Origin of the sequence: Streptomyces sp. NPDC059008 (assembly GCF_042749045.1) — a bacterium.
Classification (GTDB): domain Bacteria; phylum Actinomycetota; class Actinomycetes; order Streptomycetales; family Streptomycetaceae; genus Streptomyces.
Genome location: NZ_JBHYJC010000006.1, coordinates 50859 through 71554, shown reverse-complemented (window position 1 = coordinate 71554; position 20696 = coordinate 50859). Strand labels below are relative to the sequence as shown.

At 71.2% G+C, this 20696-nt stretch carries 21 protein-coding genes, 1 tRNA gene and 1 pseudogene; 11 read left to right on the top strand and 12 right to left on the bottom strand.

Translation table 11 applies throughout. The features are described from left to right. Nucleotides 1-16: 16 nt before the first annotated feature. Nucleotides 17-211, top strand: coding sequence for a hypothetical protein (locus tag ACFWZH_RS10675; protein WP_384427869.1), 195 nt, complete (start codon nt 17-19; stop codon nt 209-211). A 78-nt stretch (nt 212-289) separates the two neighbouring features. On the opposite strand, the gene ACFWZH_RS10670 is transcribed toward ACFWZH_RS10675, so the two are convergent. The 3 genes from ACFWZH_RS10670 to nth form a co-directional block, all read right to left on the bottom strand. Beyond that, a complete protein-coding gene (locus tag ACFWZH_RS10670; RefSeq protein WP_384427867.1) occupies nt 290-1489 on the bottom strand; it encodes a MarP family serine protease in 1200 nt (399 codons plus the stop codon). A gap of 13 nt (nt 1490-1502) precedes the next feature. Next, nucleotides 1503-2240: an NUDIX hydrolase gene (locus tag ACFWZH_RS10665; RefSeq protein WP_384427865.1), complete on the bottom strand. Its 738-nt coding sequence runs from the start codon at nt 2238-2240 to the stop codon at nt 1503-1505. 96 nt (nt 2241-2336) lie between these two features. Then, entirely contained in the window at nt 2337-3443 is a 1107-nt protein-coding gene (gene nth / locus ACFWZH_RS10660; RefSeq protein ID WP_384427863.1) for an endonuclease III, read from the bottom strand. A 458-nt stretch (nt 3444-3901) separates the two neighbouring features. Between nth and ACFWZH_RS10655 the strand changes: the two genes are divergently transcribed. Both ACFWZH_RS10655 and ACFWZH_RS10650 read left to right on the top strand, forming a co-directional pair. Beyond that, nucleotides 3902-4576, top strand: a complete 675-nt coding sequence (locus ACFWZH_RS10655; protein WP_006604164.1) for a Crp/Fnr family transcriptional regulator — start codon at nt 3902-3904, stop codon at nt 4574-4576. A gap of 94 nt (nt 4577-4670) precedes the next feature. Beyond that, nucleotides 4671-5480, top strand: a complete 810-nt coding sequence (locus ACFWZH_RS10650; protein WP_384427861.1) for a nucleotidyltransferase domain-containing protein — start codon at nt 4671-4673, stop codon at nt 5478-5480. Between the two features lie 50 nt (nt 5481-5530). Here ACFWZH_RS10650 and ACFWZH_RS10645 read toward each other — a convergent pair whose 3' ends face one another. From ACFWZH_RS10645 to ACFWZH_RS10630, 4 genes are all read right to left on the bottom strand, one after another. Beyond that, a complete protein-coding gene (locus tag ACFWZH_RS10645) occupies nt 5531-6367 on the bottom strand; it encodes an MBL fold metallo-hydrolase (protein ID WP_384427859.1) in 837 nt (278 codons plus the stop codon). Then, nucleotides 6364-7380, bottom strand: coding sequence for an NUDIX hydrolase (locus ACFWZH_RS10640; RefSeq protein WP_384427857.1), 1017 nt, complete (start codon nt 7378-7380; stop codon nt 6364-6366). The genes ACFWZH_RS10645 and ACFWZH_RS10640 overlap by 4 nt, the downstream gene beginning before the upstream one ends. Nucleotides 7381-7571: 191 nt before the next feature. Then, complete coding sequence (locus tag ACFWZH_RS10635; RefSeq protein WP_384427855.1) at nt 7572-8036, bottom strand: RidA family protein; 465 nt, start codon at nt 8034-8036, stop codon at nt 7572-7574. After that, nucleotides 8033-8194, bottom strand: a complete 162-nt coding sequence (locus tag ACFWZH_RS10630; RefSeq protein ID WP_003975360.1) for a DUF4177 domain-containing protein — start codon at nt 8192-8194, stop codon at nt 8033-8035. The genes ACFWZH_RS10635 and ACFWZH_RS10630 overlap by 4 nt, the downstream gene beginning before the upstream one ends. 209 nt (nt 8195-8403) lie before the next feature. Here ACFWZH_RS10630 and ACFWZH_RS10625 point away from each other — a divergent pair, with 209 nt between their 5' ends. Next, nucleotides 8404-9462, top strand: coding sequence for an ArsA-related P-loop ATPase (locus ACFWZH_RS10625; protein WP_384427852.1), 1059 nt, complete (start codon nt 8404-8406; stop codon nt 9460-9462). Next, a complete protein-coding gene (locus tag ACFWZH_RS10620) occupies nt 9459-10802 on the top strand; it encodes an ArsA family ATPase (RefSeq protein ID WP_384427850.1) in 1344 nt (447 codons plus the stop codon). The genes ACFWZH_RS10625 and ACFWZH_RS10620 overlap by 4 nt, the downstream gene beginning before the upstream one ends. A 281-nt stretch (nt 10803-11083) precedes the next feature. On the opposite strand, the gene ACFWZH_RS10615 is transcribed toward ACFWZH_RS10620, so the two are convergent. Continuing rightward, nucleotides 11084-11425: a WhiB family transcriptional regulator gene (locus tag ACFWZH_RS10615; RefSeq protein ID WP_384427848.1), complete on the bottom strand. Its 342-nt coding sequence runs from the start codon at nt 11423-11425 to the stop codon at nt 11084-11086. A gap of 382 nt (nt 11426-11807) precedes the next feature. Between ACFWZH_RS10615 and ACFWZH_RS10610 the strand changes: the two genes are divergently transcribed. Beyond that, nucleotides 11808-14009 carry a transglycosylase domain-containing protein gene (locus ACFWZH_RS10610; protein WP_384427846.1) on the top strand — a complete coding sequence of 734 codons (2202 nt, stop codon included), beginning with the start codon at nt 11808-11810 and terminating at the stop codon, nt 14007-14009. 194 nt (nt 14010-14203) lie between these two features. Here ACFWZH_RS10610 and ACFWZH_RS10605 read toward each other — a convergent pair whose 3' ends face one another. Further along, nucleotides 14204-14668 carry a GatB/YqeY domain-containing protein gene (locus ACFWZH_RS10605; protein WP_384427844.1) on the bottom strand — a complete coding sequence of 155 codons (465 nt, stop codon included), beginning with the start codon at nt 14666-14668 and terminating at the stop codon, nt 14204-14206. A gap of 112 nt (nt 14669-14780) precedes the next feature. Between ACFWZH_RS10605 and ACFWZH_RS10600 the strand changes: the two genes are divergently transcribed. The 3 genes from ACFWZH_RS10600 (at nt 14781) to ACFWZH_RS10590 (ending at nt 16777) form a co-directional block, all read left to right on the top strand. After that, nucleotides 14781-15707: a metallophosphoesterase gene (locus ACFWZH_RS10600; protein WP_384427842.1), complete on the top strand. Its 927-nt coding sequence runs from the start codon at nt 14781-14783 to the stop codon at nt 15705-15707. Nucleotides 15708-15962: 255 nt separating this feature from the next. Beyond that, entirely contained in the window at nt 15963-16691 is a 729-nt protein-coding gene (locus tag ACFWZH_RS10595) for an integral membrane regulator (RefSeq protein WP_384427840.1), read from the top strand. A gap of 12 nt (nt 16692-16703) precedes the next feature. Then, a tRNA-Pro gene (locus ACFWZH_RS10590) sits at nt 16704-16777 on the top strand. Between the two features lie 142 nt (nt 16778-16919). Here the strand turns inward: ACFWZH_RS10590 and ACFWZH_RS10585 are convergent. Then, nucleotides 16920-17057: pseudogene (locus ACFWZH_RS10585) on the bottom strand (site-specific integrase); the annotation flags it as partial. 285 nt (nt 17058-17342) lie between these two features. On the opposite strand from ACFWZH_RS10585, the gene ACFWZH_RS10580 reads away from it, so the two are divergent. After that, nucleotides 17343-17522, top strand: coding sequence for a hypothetical protein (locus ACFWZH_RS10580; protein ID WP_384427838.1), 180 nt, complete (start codon nt 17343-17345; stop codon nt 17520-17522). A 473-nt stretch (nt 17523-17995) separates the two neighbouring features. Here the strand turns inward: ACFWZH_RS10580 and ACFWZH_RS10575 are convergent, their stop codons facing one another. Both ACFWZH_RS10575 and ACFWZH_RS10570 read right to left on the bottom strand, forming a co-directional pair. Then, entirely contained in the window at nt 17996-18814 is an 819-nt protein-coding gene (locus ACFWZH_RS10575; protein WP_384427836.1) for an alpha/beta fold hydrolase, read from the bottom strand. 174 nt (nt 18815-18988) lie between these two features. After that, nucleotides 18989-19654, bottom strand: coding sequence for a DUF4097 family beta strand repeat-containing protein (locus tag ACFWZH_RS10570; RefSeq protein WP_384427834.1), 666 nt, complete (start codon nt 19652-19654; stop codon nt 18989-18991). A 239-nt stretch (nt 19655-19893) separates the two neighbouring features. Here ACFWZH_RS10570 and ACFWZH_RS10565 point away from each other — a divergent pair, with 239 nt between their 5' ends. Continuing rightward, on the top strand, nt 19894-20658 hold the full coding sequence (locus tag ACFWZH_RS10565) for a helix-turn-helix domain-containing protein (RefSeq protein WP_384427832.1): 765 nt from the start codon (nt 19894-19896) through the stop codon (nt 20656-20658). Nucleotides 20659-20696: the final 38 nt, after the last annotated feature.

Below are 20696 nucleotides of genomic sequence, written 5' to 3'. Positions count from 1 at the left end.
GGGCAGAGTCGAGGGTATGGGCTGGACGCACGACTACCGTGACGTGGCACGCAACCGCCGCAGCAGTGCCGCTGCAGTGGGCACTCAGGACAGGGGCACACCGGATCTCGGGTCCGGCGCGTCCCCCGACCCGGCGCACCCGATGGGCATCCCGCGCATCCTGCGCCGCAGAGCGCGCTGGATGAGCGCGCGCCTGCGCCATCGCACCTGACCGGCCACGCCCCGAGCCGACGAGGCGCGGGAAGCACCGCTCCCCGCGCCCTGAGACCCTCCGGGCGGCTCGGACCGCTCAGATCGCGCAGCCCTGGCTGTCGACCTGCTGCTGGGCCGTACGCCCCCTGACGATGTCCTGACGGATCTCATCGGCGGTCAGCGCATAGCCGGTGTGCGAGTCGTCCAGCGACTTCGCGAAGACGACGCCGTAGACCTCGCCCCTGGGGGTCAGCAGCGGGCCGCCGGAGTTGCCCTGCCGGACCGTGGCGTAGAGGGAGTAGACGTCGCGGCCGACCGTGCCCCGGTGGTAGATGTCCGGGCCGTTGGCCTGGATACGGGCGCGGATGCGGGCGGAGCGGACGTCGTACCCGCCGTTCTCCGGGAAGCCGGCGACGATGGCGCTCTTGCCGCTGTCGGCGTCCTCGCCGGCGAACCGCAGCGCCGGAGCGTCCAGCGAGGGCACGTCCAGGACCGCGATGTCACGCCGCCAGTCGTAGAGCACGACCCTGGCGTTGTACTGACGACCCTCACCGCCCACCTGGACGGTCGGCTCGCTCACTCCTCCGACGACATGGGCGTTGGTCATCACCCGGTGCCGGCCGAAGACGAACCCGCTGCCTTCGAGCACCTTGCCGCAGCCGGGGGCCGTGCCGACGACCTTGACGATGCTGCGCTTGGCCTGTGCCGCGACGGGACTCGCGGCCAGCTGCGGATCGGGCGCCGGCACGTTGTTGATCGGTTCGTTGGAGAACGGCGTGAAGACCTGCGGGAAGCCGTTCTGGGCGAGCACCGAGGAGAAGTCCGCGAACCAGGTGTTGGCCTGCGACGGCAGCACCCGGGAGACCCCGAGCAGCACCTTGGAGTTGCGGACCTCCTTGCCGAGCGTCGGCAGGGACGTGCCGGCCAGCGCGGAGCCGATCAGCCAGGCGACCAGCAGCATCGCCATCACGTTGACCAGCGCGCCGCCGGTCGCGTCGAGCGCTCTCGCCGGTGACCAGGTGATGTGGCGGCGCAGTTTGTTGCCCAGATGGGTGGTGAGCGCCTGACCCACGGATGCGCACACGATCACGATGGCGACCGCCGCGATGGCCGCGAAGGTGCCGGGTGTGGCATCACCGGTGATCTCGTTCCAGATCACCGGCAGCACATAGACCGCGATCAGGCCTCCCCCGAGGAAGCCGATCACGGACAGGATGCCGACGACGAAGCCTTGCCGGTACCCGACGATCGCGAACCACACGGCCGCGACCAGCAGCAGGATGTCCAGGACGTTCACGCCGGACACCGTCTCACGAGCGCCAGTCGAGCGGGACCTGCTTGTCACGGTCCCACGGAATCTCCCACCCGGCGTAGTGCAGAATCCGGTCGATCACTCCGGCCGTAAAGCCCCAGACCAGGGCGTTTTCGACAAGGAACGCCGGCCCGATGTGGCCGCTGGGATGGCGCGTTGTCACACGATGGGCGGGATCCGTGAGATCCGCCACGGGAACCGTGAACACCCGGGCGGTCTCCGCCTGGTCGACCGCGCCGACCGGACTCGGCCGGCGCCACCACCCCAGGACCGGTGTCACCACGAAGCCGCTGACGGGGATGTAGAGCTGCGGCAGCACGCCGAAGACCTGTACACCGGACGGATCGAGGCCGGTCTCCTCCTGGGCCTCCCGAAGCGCCGCCCGCACCGGTCCGGGGCCGTCGGGGTCGCCGTCCTCGGGGTCCAGGGCGCCACCGGGGAAGGACGGCTGGCCGGCATGGGAGCGCAGCGTGCCGGCGCGCTCCATCAGAAGCAGCTCGGGGCCCCGCGGGCCGTGGCCGAAGAGGATCAGCACCGCGGACTGCCGGCCGCCGCTCTCCGGCGGCAGGAAGCGGCTGAGCTGGCGCGGCTCGATCGTGCCGGCCGCGCGGGCCACCGGGTCCAGCCACTCGGGCAGGCCGTCGGCCGTCACCGCGACCTCCCGGCCGGCTGCCGCACCGGCCGCCCCCGGGAACCCCGCCTCCTCGCCGTACTGCTGCTCCCGTGCACTCCTCATACGCGCCCCCTCAGGCCTGGCTTCGATGGTGGATCCCTCCTCGGGCCTCGCCGGTGATCGCGCGCGGCCCCGGCCCCACGGACGGCGCGGCCACCGTCATGAGGCGGCCACCGGGGCCGCCATCGGGGGCGCGGGCTGCCCCGGATAGTCGGCCGGTGGCTTGAGTCGCTGTCCCGGCTGGCCGCCCAGCTCGTACTTGAGCAGCTTCCTGGCCTTCTCTGGGTCGGTCTCGCCCTCGCCGTACGCGGGGCACAGCGGGGCGATGGCGCAGGCTCCGCAGGCCGGCTTGCGGGAGTGGCAGACCCGGCGGCCGTGGAAGACGACGCGGTGCGAGAGCATCGTCCACTCGCTCTTGGGGAAGATCTCGGCGACATCCGCCTCGACCTTGTCCGCGTCCTGGTGGGTCGTCCAGCCGAAGCGGCGCGCCAAGCGGCCGAAGTGGGTGTCGACGGTGATGCCCGGTACGCCGAAGGCGTTGCCCAGCACCACATTGGCGGTCTTGCGGCCGACGCCGGGGAGCGTGACCAGATCCTCGAGGCGGCCGGGCACCTCGCCGCCGAAGCGGTCGCGCAGCGCCGCGGACAGGCCCAGCAGCGACCTCGTCTTGGCCCGGAAGAAGCCGGTCGGCCGGATCAGCTCCTCCAGCTCCTGCGGATCCATCGCCGCCATGTCCTCGGGGGTGGGGCAGACCGCGAAGAGGCACGGGGTGGTCTGGTTGACCCTCAGGTCGGTGGTCTGCGCCGACAGCACCGTCGCGACCAGCAGCTCGAAGGGGTTGGTGAAGTCCAGCTCGGGGTGGGCGTACGGATACAGCTCGGCCAGCTCGCGGTTGATCCGGCGGGCCCGCCGCACCATGGCGGCCCGCGACTCCGGCTTGCGCGCGGCGGCCTTCTTGGCGGGGGCCTTCTTGGCGGGTGCCTTCGCCGTGGTGGTCTTGGCGGCGGTCTTCTTGGCGGCGGTCTTCTCGGCTGCTGCGGTCTTGGCTGCGGCGGTCTTCTTCGTCACGGCCGTCTTGGTGGCCGCCTTCTTGGTGGCTGTCTTCTTGGCCGCTGCCGTATTGGCCGCCCGCTTCTTGGCCGGCGCCTGCTCGGCGGCCGCGGTGGCCTTCTTGGCGACGGCCTTCTTCGCGGCCGCCTTCTTGGTCACGGCCTTCTTCGCCGCGGTCTTCTTCGCCGCCGTCGGCTTCTCGGGGGTTTCGTTCACGGCCGCCTTCTTCCCTGCCGAGGTCGTGCCTACCGGGGTCTTCGTCGCGGAGGTCTGGTCGGTTGTGTCCTGCTCGGCGGCGTCCCGCGCCGCCGGTCGCGACGCGCCAGGCTCCTGGACGGTCGGCTTCCGCTCGGCCGTCACCCCGGAGGGCGATTTGTTACTTTTATCCGAATGGGACGCTTCGCCGGACGCCTGTTCGCCCACAGCGGAATCGCGCCCTGCACTCACTCGTCCAGCCCCCCAGTCCTCTGCTCTCACCGGCGTATTGGACACTCGGCCAGACTAAAGCCAGCCACTGACATCCGGCTTGATCACCGTGATTCGTGACCCCAATCGGCCCCCTGCCTTATGGCTGGGGGCACCGGTCCGGCAAACTTGTGATTGATCGCACTGTTTTGCATTCCGGCATGATGGGGACCACAGTCCCCCGGAGCATGTCGACAAGGAGAGATCTCGTGGACGACGTTCTGCGGCGCGCACCGCTCTTCGCGGCGCTCGATGACGAGCAGGCGGCCGAGCTGCGCGCCTCTATGGGAGAGGTCACGCTCGCCCGCGGCGACGCCCTGTTCCACGAAGGGGACCCCGGCGACCGCCTCTACGTGGTCACCGAGGGCAAGGTGAAGCTGCACCGCACCTCCCCCGACGGCCGGGAGAACATGCTCGCCGTCCTCGGCCCCGGCGAGCTGATCGGTGAGCTCTCGCTCTTCGACCCCGGCCCGCGTACGGCCACCGCCTCCGCCCTCACCGAGGTCAAGCTGCTCGGCCTGGGCCACGGCGACCTCCAGCCCTGGCTCAACGCCCGCCCCGAGGTGGCCACGGCCCTGCTGCGGGCGGTCGCCCGCCGGCTGCGCAAGACCAACGACCAGATGTCCGACCTGGTCTTCTCGGACGTTCCGGGCCGTGTGGCACGCGCCCTGCTCGACCTGTCGCGCCGCTTCGGCGTGCAGTCCGAGGAAGGCATCCACGTCGTCCACGACCTCACGCAGGAAGAGCTGGCCCAGCTGGTCGGCGCCTCCCGCGAGACGGTCAACAAGGCGCTCGCCGACTTCGCGGGCCGCGGCTGGCTGCGCCTGGAGGCGCGCGCCGTGATCCTGCTGGACGTCGAGCGGCTGGCCAAGCGCTCGCGCTGAGCGCCGCGGACCGCTGGTATCGAAGGGCCCCGCTCCGGCGGGGCCCTTCGCCATTGCCTCGCGCCCCCGCCCGCACCCTCGCCATAGTTGCGCCATGGCCAACGGCACGGGACTGGATCAAAACGGCTGCTTCGTACGGGAAGGATCCCTGGACCGCGTATCCGCGCGGTTCGCGCCCGTGGTGGCACAGCTCAGCGCCCGCCTCACCGACCACTTCGGCCCCGACCGCCTCCACAGCAGCTACCTCTTCGGCAGCATCCCGCGGGGCACCGCCGTACCGGGCGTCTCCGACCTCGACGCGCTGGTCGCCCTACGGGACGAGCCGACCGACGCTGACCACGCCGCCGCCCGGGCCATCGAGGAGGAGTTGAACGCCGCCTACCGGCAGATCGACGGCGCGGGCCTTCTGCTGTTCGGTGTGGACCGGCTGCTGAGCGAGCTGGAGCGCTACGACCTGGCGTGGTTCGTGGCGTGTCTGTGCACGCCCCTCAGCGGCCCGGACCTCGCCGCCCGACTGCCCCGCTACCGCCCCACCTCGCTCCTCGCCCGCGAGACCAACGGTGATCTCTTCCGCGGCCTGCCCGGTCTGCGCGAGAAGGCCGCGGCGGCGACTACGGAGGCCGAGCGCACCCGGCTGACCCGGGGCGTGGCCCGCCGGCTCGTACGCACCGGGTTCACGCTGGTCATGCCGCGCTGGGGCGGCTGGACCAGCGATCTCGCCCAGTCCGCCGAGGTGTTCGGCCGCTACTACCCGGCGCACGCCGAGCAGATGCGCGCCGCGGCCCGCGCCGCCCGGACGCCCGCCGCGTACCCGCAGCTGCTGGACGAGCTGCTGGCCGGCCTCGCGCCCTGGCTGGCCGACGAATACCTCGCCGTCCACGGGGCGAAGGCTCCCCGCCCGTAGAGCGGCTGACGGAGCCTCGCAGCGGCCTCCGAGCCGGCTCCCGGCCCCGCTCAGCCCTCGATCAGCCCGTGCTCGCCCAGGTAGTCCAGCTGCGCCCGCACCGACAGCTCGGCGGCCGGCCACAGGGACCGGTCGACGTCGGCGTAGACGTTGGCGACGACCTCGGCGGGGGTGCGGTGCCCGGCCTCGACCGCGGTCTCCACCTGGGCGAGCCGGTGGGCGCGGTGCGCCAGATAGAACTCCACCGCCCCCTGGGCGTCGTTCAGAACCGGCCCGTGGCCCGGCAGGACCGTCGAGACGCCGTCGTCCACCGTGAGGGAGCGCAGTCGGCGCAGCGAGTCCAGATAGTCGCCCAGGCGCCCGTCCGGGTGCGCGACCACGGTGGTGCCGCGCCCCAGGATCGTGTCGCCGGTGAGCACCGCGCGGTCGGCAGGGAGGTGGAAGGAGAGCGAGTCGGCGGTGTGCCCCGGTGTGGGCACCACGCGCAGTTCGAGCCCACCGGTGGTGATGACGTCGCCGGCCGCCAGCCCCTCGCCGCCGAGGCGCAGCGCAGGGTCCAGCGCCCGTACGGTCGAACGGGTCAGCTCGGCGAACCGGGCGGCCCCGTCGGCGTGGTCCGGGTGACCATGGGTCAGCAGGGTCAGCGCGATGCGCTTGCCGGCCCGCTCGGCGGTGTCGACGACGGCCTGGAGGTGGCCCTCGTCGAGCGGTCCCGGGTCGATGACGACGGCGAGGTCGGAGTCCGGCTCGGCGACGATCCAGGTGTTGGTGCCGTCCAGCGTCATGGCCGACGGGTTCGGGGCCAGTACGCAGTGGGCGCGCGCGGTGGCCGCCCCGGAGATCACTCCGCCACGGGGCTGCCCCGGGAGGGCGGCTGCATCGGTCATGTCGGGTTCCCTCCCTTGGCGCCGGGGGCTCCTGAGGATCCGTCGGAACCGCCGGCTCCGGCGCCCTCGGCGTCCGTCGGCGCGATGTGCTTGGTGAATTCGTCGTGCCCCGGCCAGCTCAGCTCGATCTCGCCGCCCACCAGGCGCGCGCGGGCCAGGACCGGCGTCAGGTCCTGGGCCTCCGCGGCGGCCAGCACGTCCGCGGCGGTGGCATAGGGCTGCAGAGCGCGCAGCGTCGCGATCGTCGGCGGCATCATCAGCAGCTCGCCCCGGTCGTAGCCGGCCGCCGCCTCCTCAGGCCGGACCCACAGCGCGAGATCCGCCTCTGTGGAGGCACTGGGCATCCCCCCTGGAACGACGGCCGACCCGGTCGCACCACTCTGGGACGCGGGGGTCTCGGAAGGCCCTTGGGCGAGGGTGCGCTGGCCCTCGGGCAGCGCGGCGACGAAGAACCAGGTGTCGTAGCGCCGCGGCTCGAACTCCGGGGTGATCCAGCGTGCCCACGCGCCCAGCAGGTCGGAGCGCAGGACCAGGCCGCGGCGCCCCAGGAAGTCGGCGAAGGACAGCTCATGGGCGATCAGGGCCGCGCGGTCCGCCTCCCAGTCCTCGCCCGTGGTGTCCTCGACGACCGTGTCGGCCGAGGCGCCGGCGAGCAGCACCCCCACCTCCTCGAAGGTCTCGCGCACCGCCGCGCAGACGATGGCCTGCGCGGTGGCCGGGTCGACGCCCATACGGACCGCCCACTGGGCGCGCGAGGGACCGGCCCAGGCCACCGGGCGCTCGTCTCGGGGGTCGACGGAGCCGCCCGGATAGGCGTACGCGCCTCCGGCGAAGGCCATGGAGGCGCGTCTGCGCAGCATGTGGACGGTGGGGCCGCCGGATCCCGAGTCCCGCAGCAGCAGGACGGTCGCGGCCCGCCGGGGCTCGGCAGGGGTCAGCTCGCCGCTCGTGAGCGCCCGGATGCGGTCCGGCCACTCCGGCGGGTACCACTGGCCATTGGTCGTGGACGACATGGCCGGATGCTATGCGCTCGCGCGCGGATGTTCGAGGGCCACTTTCGCGCCGGGCGTGCTCCGCAGGGGCGGGCGCCGCCCCCAGCTCCGGGAGCGGGGGAAGCGCCGACCACGAACCCACGAGGCCGCCGGCCCCGCGCACGCGAGGCCGCGGGGCCCGCCCCGCGACCTCGGCCACTCCGCGGTCTCGGCTACTGCGCGACCTCGACCTGGATCTCCACCTCGACCGGCGCGTCGAGCGGCAGCACCGCCACGCCCACCGCCGACCGGGCATGGACGCCCTTGTCGCCGAGGATCTCGCCCAGCAGCTCGCTGGCGCCGTTGAGGACGCCCGGCTGGCCGGTGAAGTCCGGCGCGGAGGCCACGAAGCCGACGACCTTGACGACCCGCTGGATCTTGTCCAGGTCGCCGATGACGGACTTCACGGCGGCCAGCGCGTTGAGCGCGCAGGTCGCGGCGAGCTCCTTGGCCTGCTCCGCGCTCACCTCGGCGCCGACCTTGCCGGTGGCCGGCAGCGCGCCGTCCACCATCGGCAGCTGGCCGGAGGTGAAGACGTACGAGCCGGAGCGCACCGCGGGCTGGTACGTGGCCAGCGGCGGCACGACCTGCGGCAGCTTCAGGCCGAGCGCTGCGATCTTGTCCTCGGCCGCACTCACGCCTGCTTCTCCCGCTTCAGGTAGGCCACCAACTGCTCAGGGTTGTTCGGGCCCGGCACGACCTGGACCAGTTCCCAGCCGTCCTCGCCCCAGGTGTCCAGAATCTGCTTCGTCGCGTGCACGAGCAGCGGCACGGTCGCGTATTCCCACTTGGTCATGGGCCGAGCGTAATGCCTGTCCAGGGCGGCGGTGGACGCCGTCCGCCACGGCCCGCCCGCGTCCGCCCGCCACGGCCGCCGAGCAGGCGCCCGCCCGACCCCTACGGCACATCCCTGAACTGTCCCGGAGGGATCGTGGGCAAGATCTCCGGGACCTCCCAGGCGTATCCCGTGCGTAGTCGCGACGCGGACTGGTTAGGCTCCTTGGCGTGAGCAGGCTCCATGTCGTCAGCGGCAAGGGCGGCACCGGCAAGACCACGGTCGCCGCTGCCCTCGCCCTCGCCCTGGCCACCGAGGGGCGCCGTACCCTCCTGGTCGAGGTCGAGGGTCGGCAGGGCATTGCCCAGCTGTTCGAGACCGAGGCGCTTCCGTACGAGGAGCGCAAGATCGCGGTAGGTCCGGCATCCGAGGGCGCCCCGCGGTGGGGGTCCCCCCGGGGGGAGTCGGGGGGAGACGCCGTCAGGGGCGGTGGCGGACGACGGGCCGGCGAGGTCCACGCCCTGGCCATCGACGCCGAACGCGCCCTGCTGGACTACCTCCAGATGTTCTACAAGCTCGGCGGCGCGGGCCGGGCGCTGAAGAAGCTCGGCGCGATCGACTTCGCCACCACCATCGCCCCCGGCCTGCGGGACGTCCTGCTGACCGGCAAGGCGTGCGAAGCGGTGCGCCGCAAGGACAAGAACGGCAGGTTCGTCTACGACGCGGTCGTGATGGACGCCCCGCCGACCGGCCGCATCACCCGGTTTTTGAACGTCAACGACGAGGTCGCCGGCCTTGCGAAGATCGGCCCGATCCACAATCAGGCGCAGGCCGTGATGCGGGTCCTCAAGTCGCCCGAGACCGCGGTGCATCTGGTCACGCTCCTGGAGGAGATGCCGGTCCAGGAGACCGCCGACGGTGTCGCGGAGCTGCGCGCCGCGGGCATCCCCGTCGGCGGCATCGTCATCAACATGACCCGCCCGGCCCTGCTGGACAACGGCGACCTCGACCTCATCGCCGCCCGCGGAGCCCGTACGGGCGTCGCCAAGGCGCTCTCCCAGGCGGGCCTGGGCGGTGCCCGCCGCGGCGGCCTGGCGGACCGGCTGATCGACCCCTTGCTGGAACAGGCGCGGGAACACGCCGAGCGGGTCGAGCTGGAGCGCGCCGAGCACGCCGAGCTCACCGCGATCGGCCTGCCCACCTACGAGTTGGAGCTGCTCCCCGAGGGAGTGGACCTCGCCGGGCTCTACCAACTGGCGAGAGACCTGCGGAAACAGGGGCCCATATGACCTCGGACGACACGACGCTGGACGCCTCGGCCCCGTGCCTGGAGGTCGACGCCCTGATCGACGACCCCCGCACCCGGATCGTGGTGTGCTGCGGTTCGGGCGGCGTCGGCAAGACCACCACCGCCGCGGCGCTGGGCGTACGCGCCGCCGAGCGCGGCCGCAAGGTCGTCGTGCTGACCATCGACCCGGCCAGGCGGCTGGCGCAGTCGATGGGCATCTCCGAGCTCGACAACGTCCCGCGCCGGGTCAAGGGCGTCGACGAGACCGCGGGCGGCGAACTGCACGCGATGATGCTCGACATGAAGCGCACCTTCGACGAGATCGTCGAAGGCCATGCCGACGCCGACCGGGCCCGCGCCATCCTGGAGAACCCCTTCTACCAGTCCCTGTCGGCCGGTTTCGCGGGCACGCAGGAGTACATGGCCATGGAGAAGCTCGGCCAGCTCCGCGCGAGCGACGAGTGGGACCTGATCGTCGTCGACACGCCACCGAGCCGGTCCGCCCTGGACTTCCTGGACGCGCCCAAGCGCCTCGGCTCCTTCCTGGACGGCAAGTTCATCCGGGTGCTGATGGCGCCGGCGAAGGTCGGCGGCCGGGCCGGCATGAAGTTCCTCAATGTCGGCATGTCGATGATGACCGGCACGCTCAGCAAGCTCATGGGCGGTCAACTGCTGTGCGACGTGCAGACGTTCGTGGCCGCCATGGACACCATGTTCGGCGGCTTCCGCACCCGCGCGGACGCCACGTACCGCCTCCTGCAGGCGCCCGGTACGGCGTTCCTCGTGGTGGCCGCGCCGGAGCGGGACGCGCTGCGCGAGGCGGCGTACTTCGTCGAGCGGCTGGCCGCCGAGCAGATGCCACTGGCCGGCCTGGTGCTGAACCGGGTACACGGCAGCGGCGCCGCCCAACTGAGCGCCGAGCGCGCGCTCGCCGCCGCGGAAGCCCTGACGGACGCGGCCGCGGAGGACGACACCGAAGCGGACCGCGCCGAAAATAATCTTGAAGCAACCGGCATTGTGGATCTCGACGACGGGAAGGCTGGATCACGTACCGCCGGCGGCCTCTCCCCCGCTGCCGCGGCGGAGCATGTGGCACCCCCTTCGGCCTCGGCGGCGCAACTGGCCGCCGGGCTGCTGCGACTGCACGCGGAACGCATGCAGGTTCTCGCGCGCGAACGGCGCACGCGGGACCGCTTCACCGCGCTGCATCCCGAGGTCCCGGTGACGGAGGTCGCCGCGCTGCCCGGCGACGTCCACGACCTCGCGGGCCTGCGCGCGATCGGCGACCGCCTGGCGCTCAACGGCGCGCAGAGCGGCATGGATACGGACTCCGACATCTGAGCCGTACCAGCGATGCGGCCCCTACGGGCGGCATTCACCCCGCCCGTACGCACACAGCACCACCCACACACGCATCAGGTACAAGCGCACACCACTGTCGTGCGCACCACTGCCCTACGTATCGCTGTCGTGCGCATCACATGCGGGCGCACCAAGGCGCTCGACGCGCACACCGGCGGTGCCCAATCTCCGGGCACACCAAGATCACTTGACGGTGCGCGCCCGCGACACCGGGCGTGCCACCGACCGAGCCCGCGCTCGTCCGGCCGATCGGCCGGCCGCTATCCGACCGCGGCGTACTCGTCGAAGGTCTCGTCCTCGCAGTCCACCGGCAGAATGCCCGTGCTGCGCTCGTATTCCGTACGTGCTGTCTCCAGCAGGCGACGCCATGACGTCACGGTCGGGCGGCGGCGCAGCAGCGCCCTCCGCTCGCGCTCGGTCATCCCGCCCCACACGCCGAACTCCACCCGGTTGTCCAGGGCATCGGCCAGGCATTCCGTGCGTACCGGACATCCGGTGCACACCGCCTTGGCGCGGTTCTGCGCCGCCCCTTGAACGAACAATTCATCCGGATCGGTAGTGCGGCAAGCTGCCTGCGTACTCCAGTCGGTTACCCAGCCCATGCTGGCGCCGTCCTCTCCCGAATCGAGGCTCCCCCACGGCGGCAATCGGCATATTCACCGTTGCCAGTTGAGGACGTTACGGAAGGCAGACAGGGTGCAACACCCCCTTCGGGCCCAATCTTGAATGGCCCGAACGGACTATGCGTACGCGGCAGATCACCCAACGGAGTGACCGAACGGCATACGTAACTTTGCTCACAAGACGGGACAGTCCGTCGTCCTGGCGCGGGATTTCTGGCGACTCATGGGGACTCGTGGCGTGCGGTCCGCGGGAGAGTAGGGGTTGACGAACCGAGGCGTAACCATTCCGCTGCGGCAACTGAGGACAGGCTAAACGAACAGGTGCGCCCCTGTCCGGCGATTCAGAACGTAGGCTGCCCCCATGCCTAAGAAGCGCGATGGCGGAGGACTGTCCACGACGCAGCAAGCCGCCAAGTTCCTCGGTGTGAGCGTCCTGGCCGGAGCGGTGCTCGCCGGTCTCGCGCTTCCGGCGGCCGGAGCACTGGGCCTCACGGCCAAGGGATCCGTCGAGGGCTTCGACGACATCCCGGCGAACCTCAAGACGCCGCCGCTCAGCCAGCGGACCACCATCCTGGACGCCAAGGGCGGCGAGATCGCCAAGGTCTACTCCCGTGACCGCACGGTCGTGGACCTCAAGGACATGTCGCCGTACATCAGGCAGGCGATCGTCGCGATCGAGGACGCGCGCTTCTATCAGCACGGCGCCATCGACATGAAGGGCATCCTGCGCGCGGTCAACAAGAACGCCCAGTCGGGCGGTGTCTCCCAGGGCGCCTCGACGCTGACCCAGCAGTACGTGAAGAACGTCTTCATCGAGGAGGCGGGGAACGACGCGGACAAGGTCGCGCAGGCCACCCAGCAGACGATCGGCCGCAAGGTCAAGGAACTCAAGTACGCGATCCAGGTCGAGAAGGAACTCGGCAAGCGCAAGATCCTGCAGAACTACCTCAACATCACCTTCTTCGGGCAGCAGGCGTACGGCATCGAGGCGGCCGCCCAGCGGTACTTCAGCAAGCACGCCAAGGACCTGAGCCTTGAGGAGTCGGCGCTGCTGGCCGGCATCGTCCAGTCGCCGAGCCGCTACGACCCGGTCACCGCCCCGCAGGAGGCCACCCGACGGCGCAACACCGTTCTGCAGCGGATGGCCGACCTCAAGAACATCACCCGGGCGCAGGCCGAAGCGGCCGCCAAGAAGCCGATCAAGCTCGCGGTCAGCCGCCCGAAGAACGGCTGCATCACCGCCACGGACGGCGCCGGCTTCTTCTGCGACTACATCCGCAAGGTCTTCCTCACCGACAAGGCCTTCGGCAAGACCCGCAAGGACCGGCTGAAGCGCTGGGACAGGGGCGGCCTGACCATCCGCACCACCCTCGATCCGCAGACCCAGAAGGCGATCCAGGCGTCCATAAGCGACCACGTCTACGAGGACGACCCGGTCGCCACCGCCGCCACCATCGTCGAACCGGGCACCGGCAAGATCCTCGGCATGGGCCAGTCGCGCCCGTACGGCTTCGGTGAGAACCAGACCGTGCTCAACCTCTCGGTGGACGACGCCATGGGCGGCGGCGCCGGCTACCAGCCCGGCTCGACCTTCAAGCCGGTGATCGCGGCGGCCGCGCTGGAGCAGGGGACCAGCCCCGAGCAGGAGTACTCCTCGCCCTACCGGATGCCGTATCCGAGTCCGGTGCAGACCTGCGAGGGCCAGTGGCAGGGCAGCCCCGCCGACACCACCCAGAACGAGAACAAGCGCGAGGTCGGCCCGTACGGCATGAAGGAGGCGACCGCGAAGTCGGTCAACACCTACTTCGTGCAGCTGATCAGCGATATGGGCATCTGCCCGGCGGTCAAGATGGCCCAGAAGATGGGCATCGAGCGGGCGGACGGCAAGCCCCTGCAGCAGGTGCCGTCGATGACGCTCGGCGTCCAGGAGATGTCGCCGCTGACGATGGCCTCCGGCTACGCCGCCTTCGCCAACGGCGGGGAGTACTGCTCCCCGGTCGCCATCGAATCGATCACCGACGCGCGGGGCCGGGCGCTGGAGGTCCCGCGGACCAGCTGCCGCAGCGCGATGTCCAAGCGGACCGCGGACACGATCAACACCCTCCTCAAGGGCGTCGTCGAGGACGGCACCGGCAAGGAGGCCGGCCTCCAGGGCCGCGACAGCGCCGGCAAGACCGGCACCAGCGACAGCCGGTACGCCGCATGGTTCGTCGGCTACACCCCGAACGCGGCGGGCGCCGTCTGGGTCGGCGACCCGCAGCACAAGCGCAAGATGTACGACATCACCATCGGCGGTGTCCCGCACGAGAAGGTCTACGGCGCCGACACCCCCGGCCCCATCTGGCGCGACGCGATGGCCGGCGCCCTGGCCGGCCGGCCCGCGCCGGCCCTGCCCACCGTCCCGATCGGCAACCCCGACCGGGACAAGGACCGGGGCGACGACGACAAGGGCCGCGGCAAGCACAAGCCCCGCCCGGGCCACGGCGGCGACGACAAGCCGGGCGGCGGCTGGGACCTTCCCGACTGGCCCGACATCCTGGGCGGCGGCAACGGCGGCTGGTAGGGGGCCGGTTGGCGGCGGCAGCCCCCACGGGGGCCCGCCCATGGGGCCGAGTGCCCGGCCCTGGAGCCGGACGGCGAGCGCGATGAGGGGGCGCCCCCACAACGGGGCGCCCCCTCACCTTCCTCAGGATTCCCTCCGGCCCGTCCTGTCCTCAGGACGCCCTTCGGTCCTCCCTCCAGACTTCCCTGGGCCGCTCAGCCGGCCAGCAGCTTCTTCACCACCGCGGCCACCCGGCCGCCCTCCGCACGACCCGCCACCTGCGGGTTGACGATCTTCATGACGGCGCCCATCGCCTTCGGCCCCTCGGCGCCGGCCCCCTTGGCCTCCGCCACCGCCGCCGCGACCAGCTGCTCCAGCTCGTCGTCGGTCAGCTGCTTGGGCAGATACTCCGCGAGCACCTCGCCCTCGGCGCGCTCCCGCTCGGCCGACTCGCCGCGGCCGCCCTTGTCGAAGGCGTCCGCGGCCTCCCGGCGCTTCTTCGCCTCCCGCGCGATGATCTTCTCGACCTCGCCGTCGGACAGCTCACGTGCCTCCGTGCCCGCGACCTCTTCCTTCTGGATGGCGGTCAGCGTGAGGCGGAGGGTGGAGGAGCGCAGCTCGTCGCGCGCCTTGATCGCGGTGGTGAGGTCGTCCTGCAGCTTGGTCTTGAGCGTGGTCATGACGTCGAGTATGCCTCCCCCCACCGACAACCGCCGCGCCTTTTCCTCCCAGCCGCCCCGCCCCGGCCCGCCCTGACTGCACCCGCCCCGGCCACTCTGCAACGATGGGGTCATGCGCGCGCGATACGGAGTACCCCTGACCCTGACCGCAGTCGGCGCGGCCGGCCTGGCCTATGCCGCCGGCTTCGAAGCCCGCTCCTTCCGGTTGCGACGCGTGACCGTACCCGTACTCCCCCGCGGCATGCGCCCGTTGCGCGTCCTACAGGTCTCCGACATCCACATGGTCGGCGGGCAGCGCAAGAAGCAGCGCTGGCTCCAGTCGCTCGCCGGGTTGCGCCCCGACTTCGTCATCAACACGGGTGACAACCTCTCCGACCCCGAGGGCGTCCCGGAGACGCTGGACGCACTCGGCCCGCTGATGGAGTTCCCCGGCGCGTACGTCTTCGGCTCCAACGACTACTACGGCCCCAGGCTGCGCAACCCCGCCCGCTATCTGCTCGAGCGGGTCCAGGGCCGGCACGGCCTCAACGGGAACGCCCCCGTCGTGGGCGCCGTCCACAACCCCTGGGAAGAGCTGCGCGACGCCTTCGACACGGCCGGCTGGGTCAACCTGTCCAACACCCGCGGCCGCCTCAAGCTTGAGGGCTTCGAGATCGCCCTGACCGGGCTGGACGATCCGCACATCAAGCGCGACCGCTACGCCGAGGTGGCCGGCGGACCGGAATCCGGCGCCGACCTCTCCCTGGCCGTCGTACACGCCCCCTACCTGCGCTGCCTGGACGCCTTCGCCGCCGACGGCTATCCGCTGATCCTGGCCGGCCACACCCACGGCGGCCAGATCTGCATCCCCTTCTACGGCGCCCTGGTCACCAACTGCGACATCGACACCGACCGCGTCAAGGGCCTGTCCACCCACACCGCCGACGGCCGTACCTCCTTCCTCCACGTCTCCGCCGGCTGCGGCGCCAACCGCTACACCCCGGTCCGCTTCGCCTGCCCCCCGGAGGCGACGCTGCTGACCCTCACGGCGCGGGCGTAGGACGACCACCACCCGGGCGTACGGGCCGGGGACGAGCACCGAGGGCTGCGGGCTGCGGGCTGCGGGCTGCGGCGATGCTGAACACACCGTGCGGGGCGCGAGGGGCGCCTACGCCCCCGCGGCCCGCTGCCTTCATGGACCGCGGTACCTCCATGGCCCGCTTCCGCCACGGCCCGCCGCCCTCCGCACCCGGTGCTCTTCCGACACGGGGTTCCCCCACCCGTCCCCGATCCTCCGTCCCCCTACCGTGGAGGAATGTCCGACCCCACCCGGACCTCGCAGTCCACGCGCCACGCCACCGGACCGGCCGGCGCCGCCGCCCGCACCCCCGCCGCGGCCGTCGCCCCCGCCCTCCGACGCCCCCTCGCGGGCGCCTTCCGTCTCCTTCTGGCCGCGGTCGCCCTGACCGGCCTCCTCCTGGAGGCCCTCGCCACCCCCGCCCCGGCCCGCCTCGCCGCCTCCTTCACCGCACAGGCCGCCCTCGCCACAGCGCTGGTCTCCGTCTGCACCGCGCACCGCGCCTGGACCGGCCGCCGACCCGTAACCCCCCGCCTCACGGGCGCCCTCCTCACCTACGTCTCCCTCACGGCCCTCCTCCACCACCTTCCGACCGGCGCCCCCGCCCCCTTCGCACTCCCCGAAGCCGCCGCCCCCACCACGGCCCAGGCGATCTCCCACCTCCTCCTCTTCACGCTCACCCCGCTCGCCACCGCCGCCGACTGGCTCCTGCTGACCAGCCCGCGCGGATTCCGCCTCCCCTTCGCCTGGCAGTGGCCGGCCTACCCCCTGCTCTACCTCGGCTTCACCCTCCCCCTCCCGGCCCCCGCGGGCACCGCCCCCTCCCGCGCCCTGGCCCCCACCCTCACCATCGCCGTGGCGAGCTGCCTCCTCCCCCTGGCCGCCCTCGCGATCGACCAGGTCAGGCCGACTCCGCGGCTCCGCAAGAACCGGATTTCGCCTACGGGGATCAGTCCGCTAAAGTAGAGCTCGTTGCTTCGGGGTGTAGCGCAGCTTGGCAGCGCGCTTCGTTCGGGACGAAGAGGTCGTGGGTTCAAATCCCGCCACCCCGACTGAAGGAACACAGGTCAGAGGCACCTACGGATCTCCGTAGGTGCCTCTCCTGCTTTGTGCGTGACTAACTGCGTGACTATCGCTCTGGATTCACCTTGAAGATCCCGTCCATGGCGACCGCTCCCGCTGGGATCACGGAAGGCTGTGGCGCAGCTCATGCGGCGTCCCTTCCCCGGCGTTCACCCCCTCGGCCTTGTTGAGCGCTTGGCGGAAGGCTCGCCGTACGTTGGTCGAGTCGAGTTCCTTCCCCACCGCCGACGAGAAGACGAGTCCGTTCTCGGCCCGGTGCCGGTGGTGCAGGGATCGGGTTACCTTCCCGCTCGCCACCTTCAGGGCGGCGAACAAGGTGGTGGTGCCGGCCCGGATTCGCGAAGCAGGCGGTCGTCTTTCCCAGCGCCTCGATCGTCTGTTCCTGCCGGCGCATCTTCCGGCGCAGCCGGAGCAGCTCCTCGCGCTCAGCCGTGGTCAGGGTGCCCACCGGGCCACCTCCGTCACCGGCCGCCCCGCCCGTCTTTGCGATCATGTACGCAACGGCAAAAACGTCTCAGCACGAGGAGAAGTGAGTTGTTCTTCAAGAAGACCAAGGGTGACCGCAAGGATTCTGGCCTCAGGGGCGCCAAGGGTTCCAAGGGCTACAGGAAGACCGGTTGGCAGGCTAAGGGGGGCAAGATCTCCGATGAGGAGACCGTAGCTGCGGCGGTTGCAGCGACGGCGGCTGCAGCTTCCACCACTGTGATCAGCTGACCGGCCGCACCTGTCAGCCATTCGCCCCGGGTATTACAGCCGGAGATCTTCCGACTGGGGCTGGGGTGGGTCGTTGAGCGGCATGATGAGGGGTGCGACGGCTGAGTAGATAGCCGAGTGCGGTGCCGAACTTTCCTCTCGGGCCGGCGAGTTGGGGGTAATTGTTCAACCGGCCGGGCCCTCGGGTGGTTTTCGCGCAGTTCGTCGAGGGTCTGCTGGCGGAGCCGACCAGATCGCCAACAGGGGCGAGGCCGCCGGCTGGTCCCCGGACCGTTGCTGCGGCCCTCCGTCCCCACCATCCGGCGTTGCTCGCCCATACCGTGAACGGCGGACGGCCGGTCTCGGCTTTGTCGCGATGCTTCTGCAGCGTCGGCCGGGACGCCGAACGCATCTCGGCGATCTGCTGGACGGTCTTCTTCCGGTGGAGCTGGGTGGACTTCAAAGTACCGCCGTCGTACGGCAGTTGCGTGGCGTCAGCGCCCCGCGCGGTCGAGGGCGGCGACCTCGCGTACGGCCTCGGCGACGGCCGGGGAGTCCTTCCTCAGGATCGCACCGTGGTTGCTGGCGACCTTCGCGCTGAGCTTTATGTTCGGCTTGCGCTCGAACACCGGGTCAAGACCCGCGCGGATGCGTTCCTGCTCATCGCCCTTGCTTCCGAAGGACGTCCCCGAAGCAAGCACATACCGCACCGGGACGGTGATGTCGTCCAGCACGGGGCCCAGCTCGCGCTCGCGGGCGAGCTTGCCGACCTCGATGTTGCTGTTCGCCATCTGCTCGGCGGTCATCCGCGGGGTCAGGCCCGTCGGGCGCAGCAGCGGCATGAACCAGCCCATCCGCTGGAAGAACTTGCGGATCCCCTGCTCCATCTCCTCGGTGAGCCAGTCGTACGGTTGCGCGCCGTCGACCAGGACCGCCCCCAGGCAGCGGTCGGGATTGCGGCTGGCCCAGTGCGCCCCGACGAACGCCCCGTAGGACCAGCCCACCACCAGCGCCCGGTCCACGCCCCTGGCCGCGAGAACGGCATCGACGTCCCGGACGGCGGCCTCGAAGGAGTAGTCCGCCGAACGCTTCGACTTCCTGCCGCGGGCCCGCTCGTCGTAGGTGATGTGCCGCCACGCAGTCCCCAGGTCGGCGATGACCCGCCGCCAGTACCCCTGGGTGGCGAAGTGGCCGTTGAGGTAGACCACCGGGATGCCGGTACCGCCGGTGTCGGTGACGGCCAGGGCCGTATCGTCGACCGGCACCATGCCGGTCCACGTCGCCTTGGCCGGGGAGGTGCTGTTCCTCACCATGCGTTCCTCCTGGTCGTGTTGAGCGTCCTGCGGGCGTCCTGTGGGCGTCCGGTACGGCTTCGCCGGGCCCGGCAGGTGGAGCGCAGGCCCTTGGGGCGGACGGCCGGGTCCTGCGCGACGACCGAGTGGATCTCGATCGCGGTGACCCGGCCGGACAGTCCTGGCGCTGTTCCTTCAGAGGCTGCGGGCGGTGATGTCGCCGTGGGAGGTGGTGGCCCGGATGTCGAGTTCGGCGGTGCCGTCGTTCTTGAGGGCGTTGCTGATGCGGCCGTGGAGGGTGCCGGCGTCCAGGGCGGCCGAGACTCCGGCCGCGGCAGCGACCGAAATGCTGCCGGACTGGGTGCTGAGCACGACCGTGCCGCGCGCGGCCTCGGCGATCCGGATGTCGCCCCGTGCGGTGCTGATCTCCGCGGGGCCGCCCAGCCGGCCGACCTCGACGTCTCCGTCGGTCGCGGTGAGGCGGACGCTCGCGGCCTCGTCGATCTTGATCTGGCGGTACGCGCCTTCGAAGGCGACGTCGCCGAGGCGGCCGACGCCGCGGAGCTCGGTGCTGGCGGCCTTGGCCTCGATGTGGGAGCCGGCGGGCAGTTGGACGGTGACCTCCAGGGACCCGGAGGGACCGAAGAGCTGGTTGTCGGGGTTCGGGACCGCGATCCGCAGGACTCCGTCGGCGTAGGCGACGGTGGTCTGCTCGGCCATCTTGGCGTCCCGGCTCTTGGAGGGGTTGGCGGGCAGGACCTCGACGGTGGTGTCGGCGCGGTCGGCGGCGAGGAACTGGACGCGTCCGGCGGGGATGTCCAGGACGGCGGAGATCGGGGCCGGGGTGTCGAACTTCTGCATCATGCTCTCCCGTGGTCGTTCGGTGTTTCTGACACCAGAAACGCTACGTTGCCTTTCGTTACTTGACAACGTACATGTTGCACCTAGTGTGCATTTTCGCAGGTAGACAGCGGCAAACTGTTGCAATGGATGTGACGGCAATGCAATGCGAGCGGGGCCTCACGTTGCAATGAGTGAGCAGTGAACGCTATGGTGGGGGAGATCAGGGAACGCTACGAAGGATCACCGAGGAGATCGCGATGCCGGGAGGCAGGCTCACCCAGTCCGAACGCCAGCAGATCGCGCTGGGGCTGGCCGACAGCCTCCCCTACGCCGAGATCGCCCGACGCCTCGACCGTCCGACCTCGACGGTCACGCGTGAGGTGATGCGCAACGGCGGCCCCACCGCCTACCGCGCCGACCTGGCCCACCGCGCCACCGAGCGCCGTGCCCATCGGCGCAGGCCGGCCGCGCCCCGAGGGCAGAAAGCGCCCGCGCAGGGCCACGGGCGCGACACCGAGGCCGTGCGCGAGTACGAGGAGTCGTTCACCACGCTCCTGATGCAACAGGGCATGCCCAAGATGACGGCCCGGGTGCTGACCTGTCTCTTCATCGCCGACGCGGGCAGCCTCACCGCGTCCGAGCTCGTCCAGCACCTCCAGGTCAGCCCAGGGTCCATCTCCAAGGCGATCGCGGTCCTCGAAGGTCAGGGCCTCATCCGCCGGGAACGCGACGAGCGCCGCCGCGATCGCTACTTCGTCGACGACGACGTCTGGTACCAGTCGACGGTCGACAGCGCCCGCGGCATCGCGCAGGTCGCCGAGACCGCACGGCGCGGCGTCGGCATCCTCGGCCGCGACAGCCCGGCCGCCACCCGCCTGGAGAACATCGCCCGCTTCAGCGACTTCATCAGCGAGAGCATCCTGCGCGCCACGGAGCAGGCTCGCGAGGTCCTCCACACAAGACCCGCAGTGAGCGCAGGAGGAACTGCCACGACGGGCCCGACTCCCCATCCGGAAGCGTGAGTCGGAAGGGGCTGAGGCGCTGAGGGGGCGGCCGGCTC

Bases quoted from the DNA above. Each gene is read 5' to 3' on its own strand.
- ACFWZH_RS10675 (WP_384427869.1), top strand. From the start codon at position 17: ATGGGCTGGACGCACGACTACCGTGACGTGGCACGCAACCGCCGCAGC.
- ACFWZH_RS10665 (WP_384427865.1), bottom strand. From the start codon at position 2,240: ATGAGGAGTGCACGGGAGCAGCAGTACGGCGAGGAGGCGGGGTTCCCG.
- ACFWZH_RS10650 (WP_384427861.1), top strand. From the start codon at position 4,671: ATGGCCAACGGCACGGGACTGGATCAAAACGGCTGCTTCGTACGGGAA.
- ACFWZH_RS10645 (WP_384427859.1), bottom strand. From the start codon at position 6,367: ATGACCGATGCAGCCGCCCTCCCGGGGCAGCCCCGTGGCGGAGTGATC.
- ACFWZH_RS10640 (WP_384427857.1), bottom strand. From the start codon at position 7,380: ATGTCGTCCACGACCAATGGCCAGTGGTACCCGCCGGAGTGGCCGGAC.
- ACFWZH_RS10630 (WP_003975360.1), bottom strand. From the start codon at position 8,194: ATGACCAAGTGGGAATACGCGACCGTGCCGCTGCTCGTGCACGCGACG.
- ACFWZH_RS10620 (WP_384427850.1), top strand. From the start codon at position 9,459: ATGACCTCGGACGACACGACGCTGGACGCCTCGGCCCCGTGCCTGGAG.
- ACFWZH_RS10615 (WP_384427848.1), bottom strand. From the start codon at position 11,425: ATGGGCTGGGTAACCGACTGGAGTACGCAGGCAGCTTGCCGCACTACC.
- ACFWZH_RS10610 (WP_384427846.1), top strand. From the start codon at position 11,808: ATGCCTAAGAAGCGCGATGGCGGAGGACTGTCCACGACGCAGCAAGCC.
- ACFWZH_RS10605 (WP_384427844.1), bottom strand. From the start codon at position 14,668: ATGACCACGCTCAAGACCAAGCTGCAGGACGACCTCACCACCGCGATC.
- ACFWZH_RS10600 (WP_384427842.1), top strand. From the start codon at position 14,781: ATGCGCGCGCGATACGGAGTACCCCTGACCCTGACCGCAGTCGGCGCG.
- ACFWZH_RS10595 (WP_384427840.1), top strand. From the start codon at position 15,963: ATGTCCGACCCCACCCGGACCTCGCAGTCCACGCGCCACGCCACCGGA.
- ACFWZH_RS10575 (WP_384427836.1), bottom strand. From the start codon at position 18,814: ATGGTGAGGAACAGCACCTCCCCGGCCAAGGCGACGTGGACCGGCATG.
- ACFWZH_RS10570 (WP_384427834.1), bottom strand. From the start codon at position 19,654: ATGCAGAAGTTCGACACCCCGGCCCCGATCTCCGCCGTCCTGGACATC.
- ACFWZH_RS10565 (WP_384427832.1), top strand. From the start codon at position 19,894: ATGCCGGGAGGCAGGCTCACCCAGTCCGAACGCCAGCAGATCGCGCTG.